This window comes from Pseudomonas marginalis (assembly GCF_001645105.1).
Taxonomy (GTDB): domain Bacteria; phylum Pseudomonadota; class Gammaproteobacteria; order Pseudomonadales; family Pseudomonadaceae; genus Aquipseudomonas; species Aquipseudomonas petroselini.
This window is the reverse complement of the sequence record NZ_LKEG01000033.1, coordinates 72,941-87,537: the sequence shown is the minus strand read 5'-3', so window position 1 is coordinate 87,537 and position 14,597 is coordinate 72,941. Positions and strand designations below refer to the sequence as shown.

Annotated in this window: 3 protein-coding genes; all 3 read right to left on the bottom strand. The window is 56.1% G+C overall.

Annotated features, from left to right (window positions below):
* Position 1: 1 nt before the first annotated feature.
* Positions 2 to 6,439, bottom strand: coding sequence for a DEAD/DEAH box helicase (locus AO064_RS09145; RefSeq protein ID WP_064053108.1), 6,438 nt, complete (start codon positions 6,437 to 6,439; stop codon positions 2 to 4).
* Positions 6,440 to 6,590: 151 nt separating this feature from the next.
* Positions 6,591 to 11,546 (bottom strand): Eco57I restriction-modification methylase domain-containing protein, encoded by a 4,956-nt coding sequence (locus tag AO064_RS09140; RefSeq protein ID WP_064053107.1) that lies wholly within the window; start codon positions 11,544 to 11,546, stop codon positions 6,591 to 6,593.
* 33 nt (positions 11,547 to 11,579) lie between these two features.
* Positions 11,580 to 14,477: a DEAD/DEAH box helicase gene (locus AO064_RS09135; RefSeq protein WP_082893913.1), complete on the bottom strand. Its 2,898-nt coding sequence runs from the start codon at positions 14,475 to 14,477 to the stop codon at positions 11,580 to 11,582.
* Between the last annotated feature and the right edge of the window lie 120 nt (positions 14,478 to 14,597).

Here is a 14,597-nt window from a genome sequence, read left to right as displayed (position 1 = left end):
CTCAGGCTCCTGAATTCAATTGGGTGATGGCCTTAACCAGATCCTCGGCGCTGGAAACGATGATCCAACCTGCTTTCTGCAAATACGCCATCGCCGCCTGCTGGTCTTCCAAATGCTCAAGCAGCAGAGCAATTTTCTGCTCGGGCAACAGCAGCTCTGCTTCACCGACCACCTCACCCTGCTCATCCATAACCGCATCGCCGACAACAGCAGACATAGGCCAAGCAATCTGATGCTCACCCAAGACGGTGGCTACGTTCTCATCCAGCAGCTGGAACCAGTTGGGCAACTGGCGTGCTTCCACCGACTCTTCGGCCACCGCACCAACCAACGGCCAGAGCAAGCCTGCAGCTGTCCCATCGTGCTTGGACCGGGGTGTCCAGGCATAAAACAGTGGCAGGAACTGCAGAAAATTCACCGCAGCCCAGAACCTCTGCCATTGATAGCGAGCAGCCTCTTCACTGCCTTGCCTCAAGTCATAGCAAAATGACACCAAGGCTTGGTTCAGATCAAACTGTCTGATCAAATCCGCACCGGCAATCAAGCCCAAGCTGATCAGCGCAGCCCCTTGCGCATCCTTGACTTCCACCGCCCCCGCGAGAGCTATCGGTTCTGGTTGCTGATCGGTATAGCTTACCGGCAAACCATGGAGACTTTGCAAAAGCTTCGCCCGAACTTCGGCGTCGGCCAACGAAGCAGCTGGCAAGCATTGCAGAATGAAAAATAGCGCTTGCTCCGACAACGCTTGCGGATTCTGATCGGCAAGAAAGTGCATGAGTAAGTCGAAGGTGGGCATGCTCAAGTGTTGAGCCGTATTGGCTGTCCCTGCCAATTTTGCCAGCCCCGCGATCGCCTGATGATGCTGCGCTGGTGAAGTCATACCGGTTAGTAATGGCACATCCGAGGCTTTATCACCGATCACCTTGTTAACGTCATACCAGTTCAACGTCCATACCACGAAACCGGCATGCATCAAGCTTTGTCGCTTGATCAAGTCCTCGCTACTTTTCTGACCGTGAAATTGGTAGCCATCAAGGAAGATCGCAACTGGCTTGAAACCAGCCGATGCAGGCCAAAGCACGAAATCCGGTCGACTGGCAAACTGGACACTCTCAGCCTTGCCCAGATCAACCTGGGGCTCCACTTCATAGGCCTGCTCGCCGATCGTTAGCCGGTAACCGGTCTTACCGTGAATGATGTCAGCCGATACCCTGACCTTCTGACCGCTGACGCAATCCATGCCACTGAATCGCGCAAGCGCCTCGGGGAAACGTGCTTCCAGCTCACTCTCCACCCATGGATTACCGGAGAGGGAACTTAGGGACTCACTGTTCTGCACCCACTCATGCTCACCTTCGACAATGTCCTTGAGCATTTCCAAGGCTATCGCCTTACTCGTGCTCTCCATGCCATAGGCATTGCGGTACTCCAGCAGGCAGCGATAACAACCATCCATCGTGTGCTCGTAGCAATCACACGTCACCATGACATCGTAAGCCATGCGGAACACAGCCTGCATGTTCTCAGCCCGGCTCAGTAGCTCATGCAGATACCCAGTCCCGCCAGGCACAGAGTCGTACAACACAATAAAATGTCGACGTTCGTCTGTTTCCCCTATCGGCTCGCTCTGGTGGGCTACTCGCAGATGGTCAACTTTGCCGCCAAACCGTCGTTTGAGTCCCAACTGCAGGGCTGCAACAAAGGAGTTAATCTGCTCTTCAGTCCCCCCCGTTGCCAGTCTTGGCAACAGAATACGTAGGGCTTCCGAGGTAAATTGGCGGTACAGATACAGGCAGTTGTCCAGTCCAAAGTCTTCACCGCCATTGACAAGCTTTTTCACGCCCTTGGCATAGCTACAGCTCTTCAGATGAACCGGCTCGCCCTTGCCTGCCATCACCTTACGGCTCTGCACCGAGCCACACTCGCGACAAACGGCAAAACCGGATCGCTGCAACTGCTCGCCAGCCACCTGGAACATTATCTCGTCGCCGTCACGGCGACCGAAGTTCACCTCAAGGAAAGTCGCCGAGCGGATAAACTCGAAACCAAACGGTCGATCCTTATCATCCAAAACCCAAGTGATATGGATATCTGCAGGCTTAAAATCGATCAGCATCTGCTTACTAAAAAATACCGGCTCCCGATCATCCGAGTGGTCATTCAACAGCGCATCGCGTGCGTTAGTAAACGCATACACCTGAGTCATCTTAAGCATCTTGGTACGAGCGCTTGAATCCCCCCACTGACTGGTATGGCAACGCGGACAGAGCTTTTCGCTGAAGCCTGCAGTGGGGTTGTCCGCAGCCGCGGAGTAATGGCATCGCGGGCAGAATCTCCAGTCCTGAATATTGCGCCCTTTGGCGGTTTCCACTCGGGATATCTTCACCTTGCGGTTACCGGCATAGAACACCGACTCAGGCGCCAATTCCGTCAGCGCTGCCTGTGCCGGTCGCTGGTATTCGTACTCGCGCTTGATCAACTCGCGCTCAGCCCCATCACCAGAAGTCGCTTTTTCTGATCGGAAGATAACCGAATGCAAGGTTGCTCCTTCCTCTGGGAAGGCGTAGTTGGGGAGTAAGCCTTCATCTGTCAGGAAATTGAGCGTTTCGCGCCGGTTCATCACATAGCGCAAACGATTGAAACCCTCACGCTCTCGCTCAAGCTCAGCGAGTTCGTCACGGGTATGCTCGTCCTGTGGTGCCTTGGCTAGCTTATCGATCTGCTTTTTCAGATCCGCACTGCGCGCAGCCATATTTGCCCGCTCATCAGCAACCACCTTGAGCCGCCCAAGCACATACAACTGCAAATGGTCATCCAGATGCTGCGGCCCGCCATACAAGAATTGGCGCAGCAACTCAAGATCATCACCACTGAGCTCTCTGGCTACATAAGCACTGAAGCCATCCCAAATTTCCTGCATATTGTGTTTAAGGAAATTCAGCAGGGTATAGGGGAAGCGGTCTTCTTGGACCTTTTCCACCGCATCCAGCACCGGCTGCATATTCGAAGGCACTAGGTTGTCGCCCCTGGATTCCCTGGTCCAGCAGTCCATGGCATATGCCAGCAATTGCCTACGCAACACATACCGCGCTTTGAGAAAAATCGCTGGGGGCTCCACCGGGGTATCCAGCATGCGGCTCGGGTCGGCGTAGAACACCAGGTCATGGGGCCGACCGTTGGCCACGGTCAGGACAAAGGAATTGCCATCACGCCGCCCACCTCGCCCAACGCGCTGCAGGTAGTTCGCCTGTGCCGGCGGCACGGAGCAAAGCAGCACGCTGGACAGGTTGCCAATGTCGATACCCATTTCTAGGGTCGGCGTAGCAGACAGCAGGTTGTATTCCCACGGTTTGCCACCCTCACGCATAAAACTGTTCTCGACGCGGATCCGCTCCGGCGTGGATAGCAGCCCGGTATGCTCATGAGCTATCACCCGGTGAATGACGCCATGGCGGAACAGGTTGCGATACAGCGAGTCCCGTGTGGGTACAACTTGCGAGTAATGCAGATCCGGGTGTGCCGCGTTCAACAGCGGCATGCCAAGCCAAGCCTTGGCATGGCTTGCCGGCAACAGCAGAGAACGATGGCCCGGGCACTCTACGTTATGCACTTCCGAGGTGACTTGCAGCACTTCAGGCACCACCGCCCACAACTGAACACCACGCTCACTCAGCTCCTCTTTAAGCAGCCCAGTCGAACAAAGAGCCTTGAACGACGCCCCCAACACCGACTCCAACTGTTTTCGATCGACCAACTCTCCCGGATTCAGACAAGCCAGCCAACGCTGGTACCAGGTAGCGCCCTGGCTTCCAGAAAGCACTTCAAAGCCATCACCATTACTCGCTGCCGGATAACGTGGACGAGCGGCAGACGGACCGCTGGCCGGCGCGTAATCAAGGAGGTTCAGCAGATAAGACTTCCCAGAATTCCAACGGTAGCTCGCGAGGTCCTCTAACGCGAATGCACCCAGATACACCAGATGCAGCATCAGACCCTGCATATACTGCTGGGCAGCCTCAGAATCAATCCGATAGCCGAGCGTATTATTTACCTCAGTCGCCCAACGTTCCGCAGCCTGCTGCACCTTATCCAGCGGCCACTCTAGCGCTGCAATGCCTAAGCGATTTAGCGAGCGACCAACCTGCGCACGCCAACCCAGATCCTCCAGCACCTGCCAGAGCATGCGATTACGGATGATCTTCAAATGCCGGGCCGGATTGCGCACCTCACCGGACTGCTCAAAATATTCAAAGTCCCCATCAAAACGCTTATCCGGCGGCATGAACTCACGCAGGTAATACGGCAGCGTCAAATGCCCATGCCGACCTTCATGCTCTAGCCAATAACGCTCAAACAATTCCGGTATCTGCAACAGCGGTATCGGACTGGGCTGATTTTCCAGCAGCTGAGTCAAGGCCATTCGAACGTTGTTCTGCCAGGTACGGGCGGCAAAGAAGCCGGCGCGATGTGCTGCATCCTGCACCGAATCACTAAAGGTCAGCAGTTTTCGGTCATCGTTATCGCGACTGCTGAATAGCTGATGAATAGCCACCGCGCTCAGACTCGCGGCTCGCGCACCAAACACCACCAGGGATGCTTTTGCGGAGCAGTACGGGCAGTTGTGCTGATGTACAACCCGGTTTACCTGGCCGACACGCTCCTCCTTGAGCAAATCTGGGCGACTGACACGCACCAGCGCTTCATTCCCAGCCTGGCATGCCTTGCACCCACCGCTATGTTCCAGCCCTGCGGTAAAGCCACACTCACGGCAAACCCGGAAATGGGTCAACCTTGGGCCGCTCATCTGCTTATCACCACTAGGCTGCCAAGGCATCAACAACCCGGTTTCCTGGTGATTGCTGAAGAACGCCGAGTAAATATTGGCCAGATCCAATTCGATCTGCTGATTGACCGGCTGCGCCACCTCCATCCGCGTCAACCAGGCCGTACCGTGACACTCACGACACTGCACGAGTGGCAACCGAATCTGTTGCTTGTCCCTGGCCGGCGGGTCATCACCGAACGCGAGCAAGGGCTGCAAGCGCTTGATACTGTCGGTCTCCTCGATCTCAAGATCATCTGCGGGGACAGGCTCACGCAAGGTACCGACAATACGTCGCAGCTCTCGTGCCCACAGCTGCAGTCGCAGTTGCATCAGTGGCAGCTTCGTTTCCGCCCGTGCATGAGCTGCCAATGACAAAAGAGCAATCAGTGCCTGTTCCGGCTGACGTTGAAAACGCTTTGGAATCTGAGCGGCCAGACGATTTGCCAACTCTCTGAAGGTTGGAGTCTTGTCACCTTGCCGCAGATGTCGCAATAGATTGGCCAGTTGTCCGTGCTGTTTCAACTCCTTACCAAGCGCTATACGCCCTGGTATTTCCTGTAGATCCATCTCTGACTGTTTGCTGAAGTACAACTCGTAAGCGACCAGCAAATACTCGTTCAAGCCCTGGCGCAGCGCGATCTGCAGGGTCTCTGGACCAATGTCCGGATTCAGGTTGAGGAACGACAGCGTGTCGATGAATTCATCCGGCGACTGACGCTGCTCAGTGATCACCGCCTCCCGTGGGAAGGGAGCGGAAAATATATCGCTGGCATACTGAAGCAGCCCCGCCAAACTGTCTTCACCTCCCAATGTCGCCGATGTACCCACACAGATCAAGCGCTCCGGCGACAGATCGAAGCGGGCACGTAAGCGGCGGATCAGGAGCGACAGATCCGTACCTTGGGCGCCATCAAAGGTATGCAGCTCATCCACTACCAGATAACGGAGGGTGTCGGGCTCATTGTTCACCCACAGTTTCTGGTCCTGAGGGCGCATCAATAGGTAGTCGAGCATCTTGTAGTTGGTAAGCAGCACGTCGGGCGGATTCTGGCGCAGGGTTTCCTTATCCGTGATTACCTGGTCCGGTCCCATGGCCTTGATGCCCTGGCCATCACCGCCGACAAACAACCCTACACGCAGCCCCTTCAGTGACGGTTGGTTATAGATTTCTTTGGCAAAACGCTTGGCCTGGTCCGTCGCCAAAGCGTTCATCGGGTAAATGACAATGGCCTTAATACCGGGCTTGCCAGCCTTCTGGCAGAAATCCAGCACCGGGTACATAAAGCATTCTGTTTTACCCGAGCCAGTCCCCGTTGCCACCAGTGTATTGGCTGCTTTGCCATTCGCCGAAAGGCGCCGCCAAGCCTGCTCCTGGTGAGCATGAGGAGGGAATTCAGTCTTAAATCCAGAAAAGAAATCGCAGCCTGACTGACCACTCAGAAATGGCAAACCGACGGTAACGTAAGGCCCTTTGATGAAAGCCTCACCGCCCTGCTGCTCCTCAACCAGACGGCGGAACTCCCCCCGGAATGGGGCGGTTTCAGTCTCGAAACCGGTAATGATGAATTCGCGTAGTGCAGCGGATACTTCGCTGGCCAACAAGCCGGGAATCATGAAACGTCCTTATTATCTGTGACAGAGCAAATGCCCTGCTGAAGGTACCTTGCAGTGCGCTGAGCCGCGCAGCCAGATCCCTAATATAAAAATTTTACCTTAGGCCAACCAACACATCTCCGCTCATGCGCCTGCACCGCTCGGCGCGTGATTACGCGCATCCAGCGTTCTCCTCAAAAATGGCCCAAGCCACCCGGTAGTCTTCTTCCCGATCAGGTTTAAAGAAGGGAGCGTGGTAAGTGATGGTGGTTTCCCAGGGACCGCCAGGCAGGGTGTCGTCCTGATAGGTTTTGCGCACAACGCCTTGGGTCAATTGCTGGATATCTTCCCAACCGAGGGCGACGTCATGAGCGTTGGAGTCCGAGGACTCGACCGAGTAGTGGGTGCCCTCGGCCAAATCACTATTGCGGGCTTTTCTGGGCAGGCCAACGCCGACGAGGCCTTTGCTGGGTGTGAAGACGATACGGCCGCTCTGGTCGTACCAGGTATCGGCTTCGTACTGGCGCATGACCGGGAACTGAACCCGGTAGATGGTAAGCAGCTCATCTAGGGTCAGTCCCAGGGCTTGAGCGACGAGGACGTCGACCTCTACCAAGGCCTGGCGGCGGGCGAAGTCGCTGCGCAGGGCGTTGTGGCGCTGCCACTGGGGGGTTAGATTGGCAAAGAAATCCAGCGGCAACGCGGCGATGGGATCGCGGGTGGCCCAGCGTTGTTTGCGGAAGCTGTCTTGCCAGTTGGATTGCCAGAGGTCGGCGTAGTGGTTAGTCAGGCTGTTCAAACAGAGTGTTAATAGCCGTCCTCGCTCAACTAATTGTGGCGTACTCAGAGCGGGGAGCGTTTTTATCAAGTCTCCACGACAGTCACTGCGTCCAGTTGTTTTAACGTAGAAATCGACTGGCAAAGAATTAAACATTCCCGCGAAATCAATCAAGTCCCCCTGGTTAGCAAAAGCTGTGCTAACTGCCCCGTCTATGTTGGCCACTTCCTTTGGAATAATTGCGGCAGCAGCGGTGCGTTCTGAGGTAGAGCCAATTGCACGCCGATTAAAGACGCGATACATCTCCGTAAAAAAATTCGTTTCGTCAATACCTTCCCGCCTCCATGTTACTTTAGGCGTTTTCGCAAGATAGACTTCCGGGGCACAGAACGGAACGTAGTTGGTGCGTGGTAGGTAGTCGTCCGGCATAACTTGCAAGTCGAGGATGTCGTAGTGGCCCTTCTCAGTGCAGACAGCTCTCGGTGTTTTGTAGAACGGGGTGCCGACAAAAAAATGCGGACCTGATAATACCCACTGCTTTGGATATTGCGGGAACTGTGTTGATCGCTTAATGACCCCATCCTTTTGAGCTTGAGTTTCATCAAAATGGACATCGACTGTTCGAACAGAATCACCCAGAGACCTTATGGTCTTCTGGAGGGATCCGAATTTTTTTAGCACGTCTATCAGCTGCCGAGCATGCAAGACAGGCAGGCGGGCTTCCAGCGGATCAGTGCCGGCATCGTCATATAGCAGGGCAAACAGGGCCAGCTCTTTCAGACCGACTTCAATAATACGATCACGGTGTCCAACCTGGTTCCAGTCCCCCGTTTCTTCGTTCTTAATCCCCCCTACCATGCCCAGACCATCGTGGACAAAGGAAGCATCGATGGTCTGTGGAACAAACAGGTTGGCGATATTGTTAAAACTTGGTGCACTTTTCGGCGATCCGTAAATATTTACGCTGTACTTTCGAGTATGCCCAATTGGAAAGAGCTTTCGTTGATTAATAAACTGGAAGTGATTACGCAGCCGCGTATAAACTTCTGCTCTGAAGCGCCCACCATTGGCATCTTCATAAGGCCCATCTTCATGCAAGAAGCCACTCACCCCTCGCCCGTTTGCATTAGCCCAGGCCCGGGGCAGAAAGCACTTGTACAGGTTGGCCTTCTGCCCAGCGAGCTGCGGATAGTTCTGGGTGGCATTGAGAAACGCCTGTGAGCCTTCCGCTTCCGCCAGCTCGTCAAACCAGGCCTTTTGCAATTGGGGGCTGCGCTCGAAGGCGGCTTCACGCTGGTCGGTGAGCTGCTTGGCGCTGAGCCCGTGCAATACAAAAGCCGGGTTGTAATCACCGAGCACGCCGCCTTCCTGCCATTCCACCTTGCGCCAGGGCGGGTTACCCAGCGTGATGTCGAAGCCACCTCGCTTGGCGTAAATGTCGGCAAAGGCCAGTTCCCAGTGGAAGAAGCGGAAGTGCTCACCCAGCTCGTTGGCGATGGCCAGAGTGTTAAAAAACGGATTCTTGAACAGCTTTTCCAGGTTGAGCTCGCCCTGCTGGGTGCTAACGTCGCGGACAGCTTGGGTTTCGGCACGTAGGGTCTGTTGGGGCTCGTCGGTAGCGAAAAGGTCCTCAATGGGTTTCACGAAGAGGTTTTCACCCTGCTCCTGCTCAACACCGAAAAGGCCTTCTTGAGTCGGGGCGAATTCGAAGGTGCCGGCGCTATTGAGGATGGTGTTGAGGTCAAACAGCCATTTTTGCCGGTCAGGCAGTTGCTCTGCCTTGTCCAGCGGCCAAAACCAGAGGGCGCACCAGTAGTCCATCGCTAGTTTCAAGCGGCGGTAGGGCGATGCGATGCGGGCATTGGTATTGAAGATGCCGGTGGTGCGCAGCTGGTCTTTTTCTTTGGTGCTGGTGTGGTGTTCGGCCATACCCTGCTGACCCCACAAGGGGTAGCTGTCTTCGGTGCGCCGGCGGTGCAGCTCCAGCATCTGGGTGTGTTCGCGCCACAGGCGATCGACTGCATCACTGAGCGTTTGCAAGGTGCGAATTTCCTGCGCTTCGAACGGAGCACAGAAAGCTTTTTTCCAGTCTTTGATTGCCTTGAAGGCATCCGGACGCAGCTGTTTGGCCACGCTATCGTTGTAGCCGACCATGCCAGGGTCAGGCAGCAGGAAGTGGTAAATCTCCCCTTCTTTTCGCCCTCCCTCGCCTGCCTGCTCCAGCAGGCTAAAGGGGTTGAGCCGGCGCGGGGCATGGTTGTACCAGAGTCCCTCCTTGGCTTGTTTCTTGAGTGTGCTGGCGCGGTAGACCTCGCGGCGAGCACCAATCAAGCTATTGCCGGTGAACAGCTGGTAGCCGAACCAGGGTACGTTGTGGCCACCGCTAAGGGCGTTAAGCCAGAGGGAGACTTCCGCCAGTTCAACAGCGATAGGGTTGAGGTCAACACCGAACACGTTGTGGTCGGCGATGTGCATTTTTACCCGCTGCAGTTCGTGCTGGTAGTCCTCGTGGGGAATCCGCTGGCCCAGTTCCTGTTGTTTACGCGTGAGGTAGGCCTCTGCGAGCTGGTTGACGGCCTCGTTCAAGAAGGCCGCACTGCCCATAGCAGGTTCGCATACGGTCAGGTTGAGGATGTCGTTGGCGGTGACGTCGCCTGTCAGGCGCTCCTTGAGGGTGTACTTCACCAGGCTTTTGGTAAGCACTTCCGGGGTGTAATAGCTGGCGGATTTTTCCCGATCGCGCCCGGCCATCCGGTAGATGAATTTGTCTTTGGGGTGGACGCGCAGCTTTTTCTTTTTGTCCTCGATGTCGTAAACCCATTCGCTGTCTTCGTCGAATTCGTTCAGCTGGCTTTGCGTGACGAAGAAGCCGGTTTCCAGTTCATCAGGGTTAATGTTTTGGCCTTTGGCGGCGACTTCATAGAGGGCCTCGGTGGCAAAGAAACCACGGTAACTGAGTAGCGCTTCATACACGGCACCGAGCTGGTTGATGCCGAGCTGGGTGTAGCTGACACGACCACGACGCTTACGGCCCTTCTGAGGCCGGGTCAAGGACATGCTCTGGATTACTCGCTGCAGGGTTTCGTTGCTGAAGGTGACGCGGTTGAGCAACGGAGTGTTAGCCGGGTCAAACAGGTGGCTGTCCAGGCCCTGCAGGGTGAAGCCGTTGGCGGTGCTTTCGTGCAACTGGTCGAGTTGGCGGTTGAGCTGGTGGCCGTTGTAGATCAGGCCGAACATGCGCTGCAGGCTGTGGTGAAAATAGTGACCGCGACGGCTTTCTTCGGTGGTCAAGCGAACACTTTCCAGATCGCGCAGGCTTTCCAGACTGTAGCCTTGACGCCAGGCATCGTGCTGGTGCGGCAGGTAGCCGAGCTCTGGCCGAGCTTCGATATAGAACAGGAAAAGGATGCGGTACATAGTGCGCAGGCATTCGCTGGACAACTGGTCGGGGTCCAGCGCATTACTGCCACTGTATATGCCCTCTTTGCGGTCTCGGGCCTGCTCGACCAGTTGCGCAGCCGCTTCGTTACCGAGCAACTCAATAGCGTGACGCAGGGCGTATTTCAGATCATCGGAGACGGCAAAGGCGTGCTTGTGGCTGTTTTCATCCAGGCTGTCGAGTCGGCTCTGGCCATCATCCGGCACCAGGCTTTCTCGGTGCAGCAGTACCGCGGTGGCCTTGAGGGTGCGGTCGTCTCTACGTCCGAGAATCTCTTCCCAGTCAAAACGCAGCATGCGATTCTGCGACCACTTGTAGCGGTCAATCAGAATGCCCTGGCGGTCGCTGAGCAGCAGTACCCAACGCGGCGGCTGCTCGTTAAACGGGCTGGATTGGCGAAACACCACTTCATTGAGGATGCGGTACCAGTCGGTATTGTTCAATTTGTCGTGGTGCGGACCAGAGCCGAAGAACTGGTCACGGTGCAGTTGCAGCGACAGCGGATCTTCGCCCTCGCTATCAGCATCCAGTGCACCCAACACCCATAGCTGGTCACCCAGCACACTGAGCACTGGCAGCTCCATATTGGCGGCAACCTCACGGTTGCCGGGCTGGTAGGGAATACCCAGCGCAACAAGCAGGTCGCGGTAGAACTCGCGTTGCAGACGGATGCGCTCACTGGCGCTGCGCTCAGTCTTGAGCTTGTGGCGCAGGGCAAAATAGCCCTGATTCAGGTTGCGCAGAGCGCGGTGCGGGGTGACGAAGCCATCGCCCTGCTCTTCCCGGATTTCCCACTCTTTGATGGTGTCAACCAGGTCGCCCTGGAATACCTCTGCAAGGTAATGAGCGCTAAAAAACTCGTTATCGTTGCTCAACCCGACAAAGGTGGCCACGCTGTCCTGTAACGACATTTAACTGTTACTCCTTTGCCTGAGCCCGGCTACTCAGTTTGTGGCCCGGGTAAATATGGCAATAATCTGAATAAACGGCACCGGTTCTATGGTGTGGGTGTCCTGCACCCAGGTCTGGTAGTCGGCAAACACCTTTTCAATCCGGTTCAGACGCTCTTCTTTGCGAGCGGCCTTGAAATGCTCCGCCTGACTGGAACTTTCCAGTTGCAGATCGAGCTGCAGGACCTGACGCCCCTTAAGCACCTTGAGCTCGGCCAGCTGACGTTCCAGCTGCGGTCGGTGTGTGGCGATGTAATCCTGTTGCAGTTGCTGCATCTGGTTGCGCGCGGCGGTAATCACTGCCGGCCGCAGACGTTCTAGCTGAACGATTGCCAGCGGCTGAGCGCGGTTAGGCAAGCGGTTGTCCAGCTGCAGGCGCTGCAGCCACGCTTCGGCAGGTTCGATGCCCGTGACCGCGTCGTTACGGATCCTGATGGCGAACCACTTCCAGATCACTGGATGGGCCTTGCGGTTGGGAATCAGGCCACTGACCAGGAACACACTCTCGTCGGGTTGCATTAGCTGGGTGACCCGGTCGATATCCGGCAGCGCTAGTACCGGCGCACTGTGCCGAGCCACTTGGGCCAGCAGCTTGTCTTGCAGCCATTGGATCGCCGGATGTTGGGGCCAGAGGTAGTGCAGCTTGGGCCAGGCGTTCTCGTCCTGACGACTACGGCGAATTTCTTCGGCAAAACGCTGCTTGTCAGCGGTAAGTACCAGGCTGCCATCTTCCGGGCGGATCTCCGGGGGTAGGAAGCGGAAACGATAGTCCAGGTCGTCCGGAGGCGTCAGGGTGATGGTTTGACGCTCATTGTTGGCCGTGAAGTTGACCTGGCGGCGCTCACGGTTGATGGTTTCCAGCCCCTGACGAACGAACTCATAGTCACTGGGGAACAAGCTGAAGCCGTCGACGGTGAACTGCTCTACCTGCTCAGGAGTTTTCGGCTGCGCGGTCTCGGGGTTGAGAAACAGCGCCAGCAGATCGTCGCCTTCATTACTGTCATCGGCTTGGTATTGCTGATCAAACGTTTGTGCGTCGGTGCCGGTGGCCATGGCCTGCATGGTCAACGCTTCTTCAGCGTCCGCATCGTGGACCTTCATGAAGGTGGCTGGGTCACCTATGTTACGGTAGGCCTGATCGTCCTTCTCCTTGAGGATTTCCAATATGCGCTGGTCGCCCTTGACCGTCGGATTGCTGCTCTGGGCAATCAGGTAGGTGATGATCGGCGTCTGCTCTTGGCCGTAGCGGTCAACCCGACCGTTGCGCTGCTGGAACACCATCAGCGACCAGGGCAGATCAAAATGCACCAGACGATGAGACAGGTAGTGCAGGTTGATACCCTCACTAGCCACGTCCGAGCACAGCAATACACGTAGCTTGGTTTCCGGCTTGCCGAAGGCTTCGACGATGGATTGCTGCTCTATGTCGCTCATGCCGCCATGCAGTATCTGGATGGCATCGTCCTTAAGCTTGAGATCCTGCTGCAATTGGGCCTGCAGCCAGTTGAGCGTTTCGATACGCTCACTGAAGATCACCAGGCGGTCGTCGGTATCGCTTTTCTTCCAGCCAAAGTCCTTGCTGTTCAGCAGGCCGAGAAATTCCCGATATTTGATGAAGCTGGTCGGGGTGATGTTGCGCAAGGCGTGCTGAAAGTTGTGAAGCGCTTCAATTTCAGTCTGCTCGTCGGTGCTGGCACCCTTACCCTGCAACTTGGCAATGCGCTGCTTGACCGATATCTCGGCGGCAGCCGGCGAGCTAAACATGGCTTTCTGCAGGCCGATACGCACTAACTGGCCGTTGCTGGTCGCACTATGCTCGCCACGGTATGTGAAGGGCACATCAAGCAGGGCTTGGTAAGCACCCTCCTCCTCCAGCGAAGCGTACAGGTAGATGTCCTTGACTACTCGCTCCTTGAACTCCTGCTTTACCTGGTCGCGGATGTCCTTCTTGAAGCGACGGATGACCAGCCCCTTATCGCGGAAGTCCTCCTTGGCGTAGTCGTCCGGATCGGAAATGGCAGTCGGGTCAAGCATGTTCATCAGGCTGGCGAAGCTGCGCGCCTTGCCGTCATGCGGCGTGGCCGAGAGCATGATCAGCGTATCGGAGCGGCCAGCCAGCAGTTGCGCGAGCTTGGCACGCTGCGAGCCACTGCTGCGCTCGGCGACGTTATGGGCCTCGTCGATGACAATAATGTCCCAGTAGGCCTCTTCCAGATGGCGGCGATACTCGTTGTCCTGCTTCAGCGTGTCGATAGAGATGATCGACTTATCGTAATAGTAGAAAGGGTTGTGATTACCCGGTATGTGATTGCGCACACGCTGCAGGCCGGCGGAGTCCAGCCGAGTCAGTGGGATAGTGAATCGGTTCCACATCTCCTTCTGGAACTGGGTCATCATGCTTTTTAGCGTAAGCACCAGTATGCGCTTGCCGCGGCCCCGGCGGATCAGCTCCGTCATCAGGATGCCGGCTTCCAGGGTTTTCCCCAGGCCCACTGAGTCGGCAATAAGGATCCTCTGGCGATTCTGCTTGAGCGCCTGCAGCGCTGGGTCGAGCTGGTAAGGCACCGTATCCATCGCTGCGCGATGGCCCAGATGAATCTTGCCATCTGCTGGAGTGATCTGCCGCAGCTGGGTTTCGATGAACAGACGGCTCTTCTCGAAGCCTGGAGTGGTGTCCTGCTCGAAGCGGGTATCTGCCGGATCCAGAATACGGATCACGTCAGCCTGCTCCTCTAGCCGAGAGAGAAACTGCGCACTCTTGCCATTGACCAGCTCCGATAACCCATCGACGGTGAGAATGTAACCACCGTCATCGCAGGGATCAGCTCGGCGCACTACCCATTCGCAGTCACGGATAACGACGCGAGCGCCTGGAGCATAAAGACTTTGCATTGAAAATTCCTGTAACAGACACGACCCCGACATCCAGTGTCATGTGAAGACAACGATAATGGCCGGATGATGCGACAGATCCACCATTGAGGTGAAGCCTTAACTAGATATTTAGCTGAC

Bases quoted from the DNA above. Each gene is read 5' to 3' on its own strand.
- AO064_RS09145 (WP_064053108.1), bottom strand. From the start codon at position 6,439: ATGATTCCCGGCTTGTTGGCCAGCGAAGTATCCGCTGCACTACGCGAA.
- AO064_RS09140 (WP_064053107.1), bottom strand. From the start codon at position 11,546: ATGTCGTTACAGGACAGCGTGGCCACCTTTGTCGGGTTGAGCAACGAT.
- AO064_RS09135 (WP_082893913.1), bottom strand. From the start codon at position 14,477: ATGCAAAGTCTTTATGCTCCAGGCGCTCGCGTCGTTATCCGTGACTGC.